The organism is Streptomyces sp. NPDC017246, assembly GCF_044331325.1.
In the GTDB taxonomy this organism is placed as follows: Bacteria; Actinomycetota; Actinomycetes; order Streptomycetales; family Streptomycetaceae; genus Streptomyces.
Window position 1 is genome coordinate 1 of record NZ_JBIRMW010000022.1, and the last position, 14,642, is coordinate 14,642.

The 14,642-nt window shown below is 71.3% G+C and carries 12 protein-coding genes and 1 pseudogene; 7 read left to right on the top strand and 6 right to left on the bottom strand.

Annotation, left to right across the window (positions count from 1 at the left end):
- Positions 1–90: 90 nt before the first annotated feature.
- Both ACH4MY_RS34760 and ACH4MY_RS34765 read right to left on the bottom strand, forming a co-directional pair.
- A complete protein-coding gene (locus tag ACH4MY_RS34760) occupies positions 91–483 on the bottom strand; it encodes a type II toxin-antitoxin system VapC family toxin (RefSeq protein ID WP_398008351.1) in 393 nt (130 codons plus the stop codon).
- The gene (locus tag ACH4MY_RS34765; protein ID WP_152370712.1) at positions 480–746 is read right to left on the bottom strand and encodes a hypothetical protein; all 267 of its coding nucleotides are present in this window, start codon (positions 744–746) and stop codon (positions 480–482) included. The genes ACH4MY_RS34760 and ACH4MY_RS34765 overlap by 4 nt, the downstream gene beginning before the upstream one ends.
- Positions 747–1,141: 395 nt before the next feature.
- Between ACH4MY_RS34765 and ACH4MY_RS34770 the strand changes: the two genes are divergently transcribed.
- The gene (locus ACH4MY_RS34770; RefSeq protein WP_398008353.1) at positions 1,142–2,278 is read left to right on the top strand and encodes a tyrosine-type recombinase/integrase; all 1,137 of its coding nucleotides are present in this window, start codon (positions 1,142–1,144) and stop codon (positions 2,276–2,278) included.
- Between the two features lie 254 nt (positions 2,279–2,532).
- Here the strand turns inward: ACH4MY_RS34770 and ACH4MY_RS34775 are convergent, their stop codons facing one another.
- Together ACH4MY_RS34775 and ACH4MY_RS34780 are read right to left on the bottom strand one after the other, a co-directional pair.
- The gene (locus tag ACH4MY_RS34775) at positions 2,533–2,925 is read right to left on the bottom strand and encodes a DNA-binding protein (protein ID WP_398008355.1); all 393 of its coding nucleotides are present in this window, start codon (positions 2,923–2,925) and stop codon (positions 2,533–2,535) included.
- The gene (locus ACH4MY_RS34780) at positions 2,925–3,176 is read right to left on the bottom strand and encodes a hypothetical protein (RefSeq protein ID WP_018845686.1); all 252 of its coding nucleotides are present in this window, start codon (positions 3,174–3,176) and stop codon (positions 2,925–2,927) included. The genes ACH4MY_RS34775 and ACH4MY_RS34780 overlap by 1 nt, the downstream gene beginning before the upstream one ends.
- 146 nt (positions 3,177–3,322) lie before the next feature.
- Between ACH4MY_RS34780 and ACH4MY_RS34785 the strand changes: the two are divergent.
- The 3 genes and pseudogenes from ACH4MY_RS34785 to ACH4MY_RS34795 all read left to right on the top strand — a co-directional run.
- Positions 3,323–3,669, top strand: a pseudogene (locus ACH4MY_RS34785) (ATP-dependent helicase); the annotation flags it as partial.
- Positions 3,670–3,800: 131 nt separating this feature from the next.
- Positions 3,801–6,446 (top strand): BTAD domain-containing putative transcriptional regulator, encoded by a 2,646-nt coding sequence (locus ACH4MY_RS34790; RefSeq protein WP_398008357.1) that lies wholly within the window; start codon positions 3,801–3,803, stop codon positions 6,444–6,446.
- 83 nt (positions 6,447–6,529) lie between these two features.
- Positions 6,530–7,282 (top strand): DUF4232 domain-containing protein, encoded by a 753-nt coding sequence (locus ACH4MY_RS34795; protein WP_398008359.1) that lies wholly within the window; start codon positions 6,530–6,532, stop codon positions 7,280–7,282.
- 208 nt (positions 7,283–7,490) lie between these two features.
- Here ACH4MY_RS34795 and ACH4MY_RS34800 read toward each other — a convergent pair whose 3' ends face one another.
- Entirely contained in the window at positions 7,491–8,627 is a 1,137-nt protein-coding gene (locus ACH4MY_RS34800; RefSeq protein ID WP_398008361.1) for a threonine synthase, read from the bottom strand.
- A gap of 175 nt (positions 8,628–8,802) precedes the next feature.
- Here ACH4MY_RS34800 and ACH4MY_RS34805 point away from each other — a divergent pair, with 175 nt between their 5' ends.
- Positions 8,803–10,377: a S8 family serine peptidase gene (locus tag ACH4MY_RS34805; protein WP_398008362.1), complete on the top strand. Its 1,575-nt coding sequence runs from the start codon at positions 8,803–8,805 to the stop codon at positions 10,375–10,377.
- 249 nt (positions 10,378–10,626) lie between these two features.
- Entirely contained in the window at positions 10,627–11,811 is a 1,185-nt protein-coding gene (locus ACH4MY_RS34810; RefSeq protein WP_398008364.1) for a DUF4190 domain-containing protein, read from the top strand.
- A gap of 194 nt (positions 11,812–12,005) precedes the next feature.
- Here ACH4MY_RS34810 and ACH4MY_RS34815 read toward each other — a convergent pair whose 3' ends face one another.
- The gene (locus ACH4MY_RS34815; RefSeq protein ID WP_398008366.1) at positions 12,006–13,337 is read right to left on the bottom strand and encodes a glycoside hydrolase family 18 protein; all 1,332 of its coding nucleotides are present in this window, start codon (positions 13,335–13,337) and stop codon (positions 12,006–12,008) included.
- Positions 13,338–13,585: 248 nt separating this feature from the next.
- Here ACH4MY_RS34815 and ACH4MY_RS34820 point away from each other — a divergent pair, with 248 nt between their 5' ends.
- Positions 13,586–14,338 (top strand): GntR family transcriptional regulator, encoded by a 753-nt coding sequence (locus ACH4MY_RS34820; RefSeq protein WP_398008368.1) that lies wholly within the window; start codon positions 13,586–13,588, stop codon positions 14,336–14,338.
- Positions 14,339–14,642 lie beyond the last annotated feature (304 nt).

Here is a 14,642-nt window from a genome sequence, read left to right on the forward strand (position 1 = left end):
GGACCTCGACAATCCTCATTCTTGCTGGTCAGAGGCACTTTTCGCTTACCTGACCACCCGTCGGACAGCCCGCTTCATGAAAGCGCGAGGTTAGACGGTGCGGATGACAGGGGCGGGTTTGATGTCTTGGGCGTCGATGAGGGTGCGGATGTCGTTCGGGTCTGAGGTCCAGATGATGGCGCCGAGGCTGGCTGCCATGGTCACGACGGTGGCGTCGACGATGTCGGAGGTGCCGGCCTTGCCGCAGAGGATGCCTGCGGCTTTGGCGGTTTCGAGGCCGACGGGTACGACGTGGCACCCGGCGAGGAACCTGCCGAGTCTGACCTGGCGGCGGGAGTCCCGCCATGCCTGGCTGACGATGACGGACGGGACGTGGATGTCCCGGCCGTCTTCGAGGGCCAGGCTGTGGCGGGCCCACATGCGTCGGTCGTCGTTGTCGATGGCGATGAGTACGCCGGCGTCGTACAGGTAGGGGATGTTCACGCGGCCGAGGCTCCCGGGCTGCTGAGGTACTCGGCATCGGCGGCGGCAAGGTCCGCGCGGGCGGCGGCTAGCTCTTCGGGAGTGAAGGCGCCGTGTTCTGCCTGCCACTCCTGGATGACGGCCCGGCCGGCCCGCAGGCGCAGCTCGCGTTCGGCTGCTCCGGCGACGAGACGAGAGAGCGGGATACCTTCTTCCTCGGCGGCTCCGGCCAGGGCTTCGACCAGAGATTCGTCGAGAGTAATAGTCACCTTCTTGGTAGCCATACATCAACCATAGCGCGGTATGGCCTTCGATGCTTGTGCACGGATCACACGCATGCAAGCGCGGAGGGCGTGAGCGCATCCAGCGAGGAGGGTCTCGCCGATCCGATGGCCCGCGGGACCGTGGGGAGGGGCTGGGTCCGCATTCGCAGGAAAGAGGGGTTTGGCGGTGAAGTCCTTGCCCGTCCGTGAGGTGGCGGTGCACGGTTTCGAGCACGGGCCGGGCGGAGGATCGTGGGGGGCTTGGGGTGGCGAGCGTCTTTCAGAGGTGCAAGAAGGACGTCCGGGACCGGAACTTTCCCTGTGATCGTCCGCGGTGTCGGCATGGGTGGACGGTGCGCTACCGGGAGCCGGGCGGTAGGCGCGGGCGTCAGCGGGAGAGGTCGTTTCCCCGTCGGGTGGGTACGGATGGTGCGGACGCTTTCGCCGACAAGGTCGAGAACGACAAGAAGGCCAGCATTCGCTTTGATCCCGGGCGAGGGCTTGTGGCGTTGCGAGTCTGGGCTCAGGAGTGGCTGGAGAGACAGGTCGTTGGTGAGTTCACACGCCGCAACTACGAAGGGTTCATCCGTAACCATCTCGGGCCGCGTCTGGGACGGAAGACGCTGGCTGGGCTGGCGCGACGCGACCTCGAGGAGTTCGCCATGGACCTGCATGCCTCGGGTGAGGGGTTGGCGGTCTCCACGGTCAATGACCGCATGGTGATGGTGGCCGCCATCATGGAGGCGGCGGTCGTCGACAAGCGCATCACGGAGAACCCTGCTCGAGGCATCCGGATATCCCGTAGGGATGCTGTGGCGGTGGACGAGGACGCAGTGCCGACACCAGCCGAGGTGGATCTGATTGCTGGGCACATCACGCCACAGTTCCGCCTCGCCGTCTACCTTCAGTCCGGCACAGGCCAGCGACCAAGCGAGGCCCTGGCCTTCTCCACCGAGTGCAGGCGGTCTGGCTTCGTCAGGATCCGATGGCAGGTGAGTGCCAGGGCGCACCGCGAGGAATGCCGGACACCCTTCGTCCCCCTGAAGCATCGGCTGGAGAAGGAGTGCCGGGACATTCCCACCGCTCTGTTCGTCGAGCAGGAGATTGATGCTCATCTCCGCAGGTGGAAGCCGGTGCCCGTGGTTTTTACCGGGCAGAAGGGCAAGCGGATTCGACTCGAGACCTTCTTCGCCCCGCGTCAGCCTGGCGCCGGGGTGATGCCGTCCATCGCGTCCTACGGCTACCGGTTCAAGAAGGCATGCCTCCTGGCCGGCCTGGTTGATCTGGACGGCAAGGCCAAGTACACGCCTCGTAGCCTGCGGCACTTCTTCGCCTCTACCGCCCTGGCCAACGGTGTGCCGATCCATGAGGTGTCGCGTTGGCTGGGGCACCGTTCGGTTAAGACGACGGTCGATATCTACGGGCATCTGCTGCCCGGCGCGTGGGAGCGCTGCCGGGAAGTCTTGCAGCGTGCCATGCGGCCCGTGCCCCCGGATGTGACGTCCCCGCCGTCGGAGGAGGCGAGCTCGAGCGCCGGCAACCGAGCTGTGTAGGCGTACGAGGGCTGGCTGGCCTGCGTGGTGCTGGGATGGAGCACCCGTGCTGGGATGGTGCTGGGATGCGCCCTGAAAGAACCGCGTTTCCGCAGGTGGGAGCTCTGCGCTACAGGTTCCGCTTCAACGTGTGACGTCTCGTCAAGAACTGTGCCCGACCCGCCTGTTGGCAGGTCGGGCACAGGCGTCTGTCCGCGTGGAGTCCTTGCCCTGTGACGTGGGGCGGCGGCAGGTCTGGTCGGCGTCAGGCTGCCTCAGACCTTGACGACTTCCACGGAAGGGCCGCACAGGAGTGTCAGGTCCTCGGGGTCGGACGTGAGGACGGTGACCGGCCGGGGTGCGTTGCGGGCGATGACGGCGAAGGCGGCATCGATGGCGTACTTGTGGCCGTGGAGGTGATGGGCGCGCAGAAGCGCGGCGGCCTGGTCGGTGATCTCCTTGGTGACGTCGTGAACGTCGACGCGGGAGAGGACCCACTTGATGCGGGCCGGGTGAACGCGCTCGCAGTCGGCCTCAAGCGTGGTCATGGCGCTGGTGGCGACTCGGACGCCCTCCTCCGACGCCGCCTGGACCAGAGCCGCGATGGTGCGGTCCTTGCGGTAGAGCTTCGAGAGTCCTTCGCTGTCGAGCAGGAGGGTGCCGGGCATCAGGCGGCGGCCCCGCCGGCCTGTCGGTGGTCGTGACGCAGCAGCGCCCGGGCGGCCTCGACCTCCTCGCGGGTGAGGGCTTCGTTGTCGGTCTCGAAGTCGGCGACGATCTCCCGGAGCTTGTCCATGGCGACCCTCTGTTCGAGAGCCTCGGCGACGTAGGCGGAGAAACCGCCGGGTCCGACATGGGCGCGTACGGCCTCGGCGAGATCCTCGGGCAGGCTGATCGAATACTTCCTACTACCGCTCATGGTGCTGATCCTACCGGCGGTCGTAAGTCCGGGGGTGTGAATGACCGCCCCGAGGTTCGGTTGATCCGCAGGGAGCTGCGAATGCCCGGCGAGGCCCGGTGTGGGCGGTGGGAGGATGCGGAGAGGGCCGGAGAGGGGCGGGAAGCGTGGGGCGTGGCGAGCGGGACACAGTCGCGAGGGGAGCGCGACTGTATGAGGCGGCGCAGGCAGTGGTCGGTGACCACGGAAGGGCGGTGGAGGCGGTACGGGCGACACTGAGGCCGATCCACGACGCGGCGGTGAAGCGGGAGCTCGACGCCATTCCCGTCGCCCGGCTGCAGGACGTCACCGAAGGGCGGCTGCGGCTGGGGAGCGTCGAGAAGGTCCTGGTGGAACGGCTTGGTCCGTTGCTGGCCGACGCGAGGCCCGCCGCCGGGAGGGTCCGGATGCTTCTGGCCGGCCGGGAGAAGAGGCCCGCGCGTGGGCGGCGGTCGCCGAGATCCGGGGGGTGGTGGGGGTTCGGTGGGCTGTGATGATTCGGACAGTGGGGGTGGGATCGGGGATCTCGCGTCGCTTTCGACCCCTCCACCCCACGTATCCTCGACTGCTGGGGAAATGGGGGAGAAGGATCGCGGAGGTGTACTGGTGGAGTTCCGGCTGCTCGGCTCCGTTGCGCTGGTGACGGAGGACGGGGACGTAGCCCTGGGGCCCGCCAAACGGTCCAGCCTCCTGGTCATGCTTCTGTTGCGGCCCAACAGTGCCGTGAACGTCGGCCAGTTGATCGATGCGCTGTGGGAGGAAGAACCGCCCACCCATGCCAAGACCGTGCTGCAGGGGCATGTCTCGCGGCTGCGGGCGCTGCTCGCCGAGCACGGGGCGGACGCGTACGGGGTCGAGCTCGCCACCCAGGGTTCGGCGTACGTGCTGCGGATGCCGGAGACGCTGGTGGACGTGCACCGGTTCGAGGAGCTTGTTGCGCTCGCCGGGGTGCAGCGCCAGCCCGCGGACGCGGTGCGGATGCTGCGGGAGGCCCTGTCGTACTGGCAGGGGCCCGCGCTCAGCGGGACCGTGCACAGCCGGCCCCTGGAGGCCGCCGCGAGCGGCCTCGAAGAGCTGCGGCTCGCCTCGGTGGAGGCGCTGGCGGAGGCGTACGGGAAGCTCGGTGAGCACGGCAGGGCCGCCGCCGTGCTCCGTACCGAGGCCGTCGCGCACCCCTTGAGGGAGTCCCTCGCGGCCGCGCTGATGCTGGCCCTCGGCCGTTCGGGCCGGCAGTCGGACGCGATCGACTGGTACCACCGCACCCGGCGGCTGCTCGCCGAGGAGCTGGGCGTCGACCCCGGGGAGACGCTCAGCGAGGCGTACGCGACGCTGCTCCGTTCCGCCGAGCCCGTCGCCGTGGCCCGGCCGAGCGCTCCCGTCGCGGCCCCGGCGCCCGAGGGGCTGCCGCGGGCACCGCGTGGCTTCACCGGGCGCGGTGCCGAACTGGCCGCCCTGGACCGGGCCGTACGCGTCGGGGAGGGACCCGTCTGTCTGGTCACCGGGCCCGCCGGCGTCGGTAAGACGGCCTTCGCCGTGCACTGGGCGTACGAGCGCCGCGCCGACTATCCCGACGGTCGAATTTTCGCCGACCTGCGCGGCTTCAGCGACACCCCGGCGCCCGAGACCGCCGCGGTCCTGCGCGAGTTCCTGCTCGCCCTCGGCGTACCGCCGCAGCGGATCCCCGAGGCCGTCGAGGCGCGCGGCGCCCTCTTCCGTTCCCTGACCTCCGGCCGCCGGCTGCTGGTCGTCCTCGACAACGCCCGCTCCTCGGAGCACGTCAGGCCCCTGCTGCCCGGCGGCGACCACTGCACGACCCTGGTCACGAGCCGCGACCGGCTCGGCGGCCTCATCGCCTCCGACGCGGCCCGGCCGGTGCCGCTCGGCCACCTCCCGCCGGCCGACTCGGCGGCGCTGCTCACCACCGTCCTCGGCGAGACGCGGGTCGCCGCCGAACCCGCCGCCGCCGCACGGCTCGCCGGGCTCTGCGACGGCCTGCCGCTCGCGCTGCGGGTGACGGCGGCCCGGCTCGCCGAGCGCCCGCAGTGGACGCTCGACGAGATGGTCGGCGAACTCGCCGACGAGCAGGGCCGGCTGATGCTCCTCGACGTCGAGGACCGGGGCGTCTCCGCCGCGCTGCACCTCACCGTGCAGCAGCTGCCCGAGTCCGCCGCCCGGCTGTTCCGCGCGATCGGTCTGCACACGGGCTCCGACCTGGACCGGTTCGCGGCGGGCGCCCTCGTCGGTACGTCCCCCACCCAGGCCTCCGCCGATCTGGACCGGCTCGCCGCCGCCCATCTGCTCACCGAGTCCGTCCCCGGCCGCTGGACGCCGCACGACCTGGTGCGCCTCTACGCCCGCCATCTCGCCCCGGGCGCCGACCCCGAGGGCCTGCCCCGTCTGCTCGACCACTACCTGTACACGGGGCTGGCCGCCGACGCCGTCGCCGAGCCGGGCTCCCAGCCCTGCTACTCGCTGCCCGCCGACGCCCGGCGGCCCGCCGCGACACGCGAGTTCGAGGACCGGACGGCGGCCCTCGACTGGTACGTGGCAGAACGCGCCGCCCTGGAGGGCGCGGTCACCGCCGCGGCGGCCCTGGGCCTGCACGACAGGGCCTGGCGGCTCGCCCTGGTGCAGTGGCCGCTGATGCTCATGCGGATCGGGGACGGCTGGACGCCGCTCCTGGAGGCCGGGCTCGCCTCGGCCGAGCACGTGGGCGACTTCGACGCGCAGTCGCGGGCGCGGGCGCTGCTCGGCTGGATCCTGCACGAGGAGGGACGGGACACCGAGGCGCTCGTCCATCTGGAGAAGGCGCCGGGTCTGGCCGCCCGCGTCGGCGACACCGTCAGCGAGGCCATCGCCTACGTCAACTACGCCGCCGTCCTGGACGCCACGGGCGAGCACGACCGGGCCGGACTGCTCATGATCCACGCGGTCTCGCTCGCCGACCGGACGGGCCATCCGTCCACCCAGGCGCTGACCCTCCAGCATCTGGCGGATCACTGCATGAAGGCGGGGGACTACGAGGCGGCGCTCGCCCACACCCTTCGCGCCGGGGAACTGGTCGCCCCCGACGCGGTGGTCGTGCATGCCCAGCTGCAGATCGTCCGGGGCGAGGCGCTGGCCGGGATCGGACGCCACGAAGAGGCCGCCGACCAGCTGGAACGCGCGATCGTGGCGGCCGACGCGGCGGGTTTCACCGAGGGTTCGGCGCGGGCGGCGGCCCGTCTTTCGCGCCTGTCAGCGGATCGTTAGCGGTACGCAAGCGGGACGGCAGCGCGGGGCCGGAAGCTGGATGCAGCACACACCGTCCTGACGCTTCACGGGGGAGAACCACCATGCGTACCCACCACAAGTCCACCGTCCTGGCCGCCGCCGCCATCGCCGCCCTCTCGCTGGGCCTGACCGCCTGCGGCGGCGGAGAGGACGCCGCCGCCAAGGACGCGGGGAGCGCGAGCGCCTCGCAGCAGGGCTCCGGGGCCGCCGACACCGGGACGGGCGCCGGCGGCGAGGCCGACCAGACCTCCGCCAAGAGCGGCTCGGGCTCCACCGGTGGTTCGACCGGCGGTTCCACGGCCACCGGCGGCACCGGCGGCAAGGGCTCCACGGCCGGTACCACGGCCGGCGGCTCCACCGGTGGCGGCAAGACCTCCGCGAAGTCGCCCGCCTGTGCCTACGGCGACATCAAGGTCACGGCGAAGAAGGCCGACGAGGTCCCGACCGAGCACATCGTCCTCACCGCCACCAACACCTCCGGCAGCTCCTGCACCCTGCTCGAGTACCCGCTGATCGCCTTCGGCCCCATCCAGACCGCCAAGGACGTCCCGGCCGTCGCGAAGAGCAAGCCGGCCGCCCCGATCGTCCTGAAGCCGGGCGAGCCCGCGTACGCCAACGTGCGCGTCGCGCTCGGCGGCGCGCACGAGGACAACAAGGTCGTGAAGAGCTTCAACGTGAACCTCTTCGCCCCCGAGGGCCCGGCCGAGGGCAGCATCGTCGTCAACGCCCCCGCGGGCGGTCTGGCCGTCGACGAGGCCGCCGCGAAGACGGGCTACTGGACGTACGAGCTCCGCAACGGCGCCGACGAGTTCTGATCGGGCCGAAGGGCTCTGATCGGGCCGGAGTGTTCTGATCGGGCCGAGGGGTTCTGATCGGGCCGGCGCCTTCCCGGCGTCCCCGACGTGTCCCATCGGGCCGGCGCTTTCCCGTCGGCCCGACGCGGTCCCATGGCGCCGATGCCGGTGCCACAGCGCCGACGCGGTCCGATCGCGTCGGCGCGGTCCGATCCGTACGGGCCTGGCGTCAGGGCGCCAGGCCCGTCTTCGCGCCCGCCCCGCAGAGGGGCACCACGGTGAGCCCGGGGCGCCGCGGGGCGGCCTGGACCGCGGCCCAGCAGGCCACGCCGGTGGACTCGACGAAGAGGCCGCGGCGGGCCAGATCCCGCTGGGCGGTGCGGATCTGCTCCTCGGACACCGTCAGGAACGTGCCGCCCGTCGCCCGTACCGCCCGCAGGATCTGGTGGGCGCGCGGCGGGGCGGGGATCGCGATGCCCTCGGCGAGGGTGGGGCGGACGGGGGTGGGCGCGCCGAGTTCGTCCGCGCCCGCGTGGAAGGCCGCGGCCAGCGGGGAGACGGCCTCCGCCTGGACGGCGACGAGCACGGGCCGGTTGTCGACGAGCCCGTGGCGGCGCAGTTCGTCGAGGGCGAGGGCGGCGCCGAGGAGCAGGGTGCCGTTCCCCACCGGGACGACGATCGTGTCGGGGAGGCGCCCGCCGAGCTCCTCCCAGAGCTCGTACACATAGGTCTTGGTGCCGTGCAGGAAGTACGGGTTGAAGACGTGCGAGGCGTAGAAGGTGCCGGGTTCGTCGGCGGCCGCCCGCGCGGCGCGGGCCGTCGCCTCGCGGTCGCCGGGGACCTCGACGACCCGGGCTCCGTGCGCCCGGATCTGCTCCAGCTTCTTCGGGGAGGTGCCCTCGGGCACGTACACGAGGCAGTCGAGTCCGGCGCGCGCGCCGTACGCGGCGACCGCCGTGCCCGCGTTGCCGCTGCTGTCGGCGACGACCCGGTCGAGGCCGCCGTTCCGTGCGAGGCGGAGGGCGTGGGCGGCGAGCATCACGGCGCCGCGGTCCTTGAAGGACAGGGTCGGCATGAGGAAGTCGAGCTTGGCCGAAACCGATCCCGCTTCCCGCTCCATGAGCGGGACGAGGGGGGTGCGGCCCTCTCCGAGTGTCACCTCCGGCCCGTACGGCATCGGCGGTAGCGCCTCCTCGTAACGCCACAATGAATTTCGGCGTGACGCGAGTGACGAGAGGGAAATCGGCGCACTCGCGAACTCCAGGTCCCAGGGGCCGCGGCACTTCGGACAACACCAGGTGAGCGCGTCGGCGGGCGAGTGAACCTGGCAACGGTGGCACACGTAGAAGGTCATACCGGGCAGCATGTCAGCCGTGTGGCGCGGGTGTTGCGGGGTGTCGGCAACCCTTGTGGGATTCCTATGGATCAGTCAATCTTTCGCTCGGCAGCCGGATGTGCGAAGCGGCGCGACCCTCGCGCTGCCTTGTCATGTCCCTGCCTACCCCCACAGCAACGCACCACCAATGAGGAGGACCCCTCACATGTCAGTGATGCGTGGATCACGACGCCGAATCGCCACCGCCGCGGCCATGGCCGTCACCGCCCTCACCCTCGGCTCCCTCTCCGCCCTCCCGGCCGCCGCCTCACCGGCCGCCCCGGAAGGCGTCATCGAGAACGCCGGAGCCGAGGGCACGATCGCGGGCAGCTACATCGTCACCCTCGACGAGTCGGCGCCGGCGGAGACCGCCAAGGGCCGGGCCGTGGCGGCCAAGTTCGGCGCGAAGATCAAGCGGACGTACACCTCGGCGCTCAACGGCTACTCCGTCGAACTCTCCGAGGCGCAGGCGAAGAAGCTCGCGGCCGACCCCGCCGTGGCCTCGGTCGTCCAGAACCGCGTCTTCACGATCGACGGTACGCAGCCCTCCCCGCCCTCCTGGGGACTTGACCGGATCGACCAGAAGGCCCTTCCGCTGAACCAGAGCTACACCTACCCGGACACCGCGGGCCAGGGCGTCACCGCGTACATCATCGACACCGGTGTGCGGATCTCGCACAGCGACTTCGGCGGCCGCGCCTTCAACGGCTACGACGCCATCGACAACGACAACGTCGCCCAGGACGGCCACGGTCACGGCACTCACGTCGCCGGCACCGTCGCGGGCACGTCGTACGGCGTCGCCAAGAAGGCGAAGATCGTCGGCGTCCGCGTCCTCGACAACTCCGGCTCCGGCACGACCGAGCAGGTCGTCGCGGGCATCGACTGGGTCACGCAGAACGCCGTCAAGCCGGCCGTCGCCAACATGAGCCTCGGTGGCGGCGTCGACACCGCCCTCGACACGGCCGTGCGGAACTCGATCGCCTCCGGCGTCACCTACGCCGTCGCCGCCGGCAACGACAGCGCCAACGCCTCCAACTACTCGCCGGCGCGGGTCTCCGAGGCCATCACGGTCGGCTCCACGACCAACACCGACGCCCGCTCCAGCTTCTCCAACTACGGCACCGTCCTGGACATCTTCGCCCCGGGCTCGAACATCACCTCGTCCTGGAACTCCAGCGACTCCGCCACCAACACCATCTCCGGTACGTCCATGGCGACCCCGCACGTCGTGGGCGCCGCGGCCGTCTACCTCGCCGGCAACCCGACCGCGACCCCGGCGCAGGTCTCCGCGGCCCTGACGACCGCCGCCACCCCGAACGTCGTCACCAACCCCGGCAGCGGCTCCCCGAACCGGCTGCTCTACGTCGGCGGCGGCACCACCACTCCGCCCACCGGCCCGAAGTTCGAGAACACCGGTGACTACGCCATCGCCGACAACGCGACCGTCGAGTCCCCGGTCACCGTCAGCGGTGTCACGGGCAACGCCCCCTCCGCCCTCCAGGTCCCCGTGAACATCGTCCACACCTACATCGGTGACCTCCAGGTCCAGCTGATCGCCCCCGACGGCTCGGCGTACACGCTGAAGGCCTTCGGCACCGGCGGCAGCGCCGACAACATCAACACCACGTACACCGTGAACGCCTCCTCGGAGGTCGCGAACGGCACGTGGAAGCTGCGGGTCACGGACAACGCGTCCATCGACACCGGAAAGATCGACTCCTGGGCCCTGCAGTTCTGAGCCCTGCGGTTCTGAGCCCTGCGGTTCCGGGTCCTGCGGTTCTGAGCCCGACGAACGCCGCACGAGTGAGTGAGTGAACGAACGACGAGGGGCGGTCGCCTGCGGGCGGCCGCCCCTTCCTGCACCCCTCGCCGCAGCCGTTCCCGCCGTACGGGACGGCCCCGCGCTCCGCTCTCCCGGCCCGGCCACGTACGATGCGCGACCGATCGTTTGTTCGTGCCATCCGCCCCGAACAGGAGCACCGTACCCGTGGAGCCGACCCCGCCGCCCCCGCCGCCGCCGTCCCCCCAGGGCGGCCCGCAGCAGGGGGGATGGCCCGCTCCGGGGCCGTACACCTCACCCGGGATGCCGTACTCGGCCGGTCCCTACGGCGGCCCGCCCGGTCACCCCGGCGGGCCCGGGGCCGGCCCCTACGGGCAGCCCCGGCGTACCACGAACGGGCTCGCCGTCGGCTCCCTCGTCTCCGGCATCGTCTGCTGCCTGCCGCCCCTCGGCCTGATCCTCGGGCTCGCCGCCCTCCCGCAGATCAGGAAGCGGGACCAGTCGGGCAAGGGGCTCGCGATCGCGGGCATCGTGCTCTCCGCCGTCAGCTGTCTGCTGCTGGTGATCGGCCTCGTCACCGGCGGCATCGGCTCGGCCTGGAGCGACTTCAAGGACGGTGTGGACGAGGCGTCCCGCTCGAAGTCGCCGCTCTCGCTGCGGACCGGGCAGTGCTTCCTCGACGGCGGGAAGCTGGAGGAGTACACGACGGAGGTCACGATCGTCGACTGCGAGCGCCCGCACGACGGCGAGGTCAGTGGCGGCTTCAAGGCCACCGGCTTCGACAAGTGGCCGGGCGAGGACGCGATCGACGCCGTCGCGGAGAAGCGCTGCGAGACGGTCAACGCCGCGTACGCGATGGACACCTGGGCCGTGCCGAAGGACGTCTGGCTGTTCTACTACCTTCCCAGCAAGGAGAGTTGGCGTCTCGGCGATCGTGCGGTGACCTGCGCGTTCGCCACCGAGAAGAAGTCCTTCAGCGGTTCCGTGCGGTCCGACGCGAGCACGCTGACCGACGACCAGGAGTACTTCCTCAAGACCGTCAACCCGCTTGAGACGGTCTCGTACCGGGAGCCGGACGAGGACCCGGACGAGGACTTCGCCGCCAACAAGGCATGGTCCGCGGAGTTCCTCGCGGCGATCGACGCGGCGCACGCGGGACTCGGGCGGCGCTCCTGGCCCGCCGACTCCGCCACCGCCGTCGCCGCGCTCCGCAAGGAGCTCGAAGCGGCCTCGAAGGAGTGGGCCGAGCTGTCGAAGGCGGCCGACGCGGAGGCCTACTGGGAGGCGTACGACATCGCCTGGGAGGCCATGCCCGGGGATCTGGGCGCGGACGCGCGGACGGCGCTCGGCCTGACGGGCACACCGCCCGAGGGCGAGGGCACCGCCGCCTGAGCCCCCGCTCGCCGAGAGGTAGGAGAACGGGGCCGGGTCTCCCTGGGGAGACCCGGCCCCGTCGTGTGCGGACCGTGCGGTGGGACGGGAGGCGGCGGCCCGTGACCGGCCGCCGCTCCCGGCCCACCGCGATCGGCGGGACCGGTCCGCGGTTCGGGGGCCCGGCCGCCGAGCGGGCGGCCGGGGCGGGGGTGTCAGCGGCGGGACAGGCCCCGGTCGATGGCGGTGATCAGTTCGCCGTCCGCGGTGTCGCCGTCGAGCGACCAGACCATCGCGCCGCCGAGCCCGTTCTGCCGGACGTAGGAGGCCTTGGTGCGCAGCACGGTCGGGTCGTCGTACGTCCACAGGGTGGTGCCGTCGAAGAGCCAGGCGTGGCCGTTGCGGTGCCCTCGGTACAGCGTGTACGTCCCCGAGTTCGCCAGCGCCTTCAGGAATTTGTAGTCCTCGGAGCCGGCCGTCCAGGTGGCGGGGGCGGGAGCGGTCGCCGGCTGGCCGAGCCCGTCTCCGCCACCGGTGACGCCGGTCCAGCCCTGGCCGTAGAACGGCATGCCGACCACCAGCTTGTGGGCGGGGGCCCCGCGCCGCAGCCAGGCGTTGACGGTCTGGTCGACGCTGAAGTCGTTCTTGGCGTAGAGCGCGGACTGCTGGGCGGTGGTCTTCTCGCCGGAGACGTGGAAGTCGTAGCCCTGGAGGTTCACGAAGTCGAAGTCCCGCATGATCTTCGGGACCTCGAAGCCCGCGTCGATCTTGGCGGGGGCGGTGGGCACGTACGCGCTGAGGTCGTAGTGCCTGCGCTTCTTCAGCGAGCGCCCGTAGGTGTCGAGCTGGGTGCGGAACTCCCGCACCAGCTTGGTGAAGTTGGGCTTGTCCTCGGGGCGGATCCCGTTCCCGGGGTTGCCCTCGGAGCCCGGCCACTCCCAGTCCAGGTCGACTCCGTCGAAGAGCCCCGCGGCGGCTCCGGCGCCGCCCCGGGCACCGTCGACGGGCAGGTTGCCCTTGATGTACGTGTCGATGCAGGAGGCGACGAGGGTCTTGCGTCCGGCGTCGGTGCGCACCGCGTCGGAGAAGTGCGCGGAGCCGCTCCAGCCGCCCAGCGAGATCATGACCTTGAGGCCGGGGTTCTTCGCCTTGAGCTCGCGCAGTTCGTTGAAGTTTCCGGCGAGCCGCTGGTCGGCGGTGTCCCCGACGCCGTCCACCGATCCCGCCGCGTCGACGGGGCGCACGTAGTCCGCCCAGGGGTCGGAGCCGGGCAGGTTGCCCATGAGGCACTTGCCGTCCGAACCGACCACGCCGAAGGCGTAGTTGATGTGGGTCAGCTTGGCGGCGGTGCCGCTCGTCTCCAGGTCCTTGACCTGGAAGTTCCGGCCGTAGATGCCCCATTGGGTGAAGTAGCCGATGCGCTTCAGCTCGGGCCTGTGCCCGGAGATCTGGTGCGCGTCGGCCGTGGGGGCCAGGGTGGCGAGGAGACCGAGGGTGGCCGCGGCGGCCGCGCCGAAGGTCAGCTTGGTCATGGCTCTGGGACGCATGGGCTCGTTCCTGTGCGAGGCGGGATGGAGCGTGCGGAGGGAGCGTGCGGAGGGAGCGTGCAGCAGGAACGTATTGGTCTGTACCAATGCTGGTCAAGGGGTTCGACACCGCCTACCCGGGGTGACCCTGGGTAGCAAGAGGTGTGATCTCGGTGTCATCACTTCGAGTGAAACTTTGGCCCATGCTTGCGGACCGCGACCGTGGGTTGTCAGGCTGTTGCTGTAAGTCAAGCTGAGGGGAGTGTCCAGTGACGTTCGGTGAGCAGCCCGCCTATCTGCGCGTGGCGAGCGATCTGCGGGACAAGATCGCGAACGGCTCGCTTCCGCCGCATACCCGTCTCCCCTCGCAGGCGCGCATTCGCGAGGAGTACGGGGTGTCGGACACCGTCGCGCTGGAGGCCCGCAAGGTACTCATGGCCGAGGGACTCGTGGAGGGCCGCTCCGGCTCGGGCACCTATGTGCGGGAGCGCCCGGTGCCGCGCCGCATCGCCCGCTCCGGCTACCGCCCGGCGGCCGGAGCCAGCCCCTTCCGCCAGGAGCAGGCGGCCGAAGGGGCCCGCGGCACCTGGGAGTCGGGCAGCGAGCAGGAGCCCGCGAGCGGGGAGGTCGCCGAGCGGCTCGGCATCGAACCCGGGGAGCGGGTCATGCGCACGCGGTACGTGTACCGGGACGGGGGCGAGCCCATGATGGTCGCCACCTCCTGGGAGCCGCTCGCCGTCACCGGCCGGACGCCGGTCATGCTGCCCGAGGAGGGCCCCCTCGGCGGCTGCGGTGTCGTCGAGCGGATGGCGGCCATCGACGTGGTCGTGGACAACGTGGTGGAGGAGGTCGGCGCCCGGCCGGGCCTCGCCGAGGAACTCCTGGCGCTGGGCGGGGTGCCGGGGCACGTGGTGATGGTCGTGGAGCGGACGTACTACGCCTCGGGCAGGGCCGTCGAGACGGCGGACGTCGTGGTCCCGGCCGACCGCTACCGCCTCTCGTACCATCTGCCGGTGCGCTGAGGCGCCGACGACGGGGGACGGCCGCGGTCGCTCGTGACGGTGCTCCGGCCGGTGTCCGTGGCGGCGCGCGCTCTACGGCGGCCCGCGTCCGTGGCGGCGTCCGTTCTACGGTGGCCGGTGGCCGCGGCGGCATCCTTCTGCGGTGGCCCGCGTCTGTTGCGGCGTCCGTTCGTGGTGGTGCGCCCGTTGATGGCGGCGCGCCGTTCGTGGCGGTGTCCGCGTCCGTGACCGTTCAGCGGATCCCGCCGTCCGGGCGGCGTGACCGCGAGTTAACGGGGCGTCAGCTCGCTTAACCGTCCGGCAA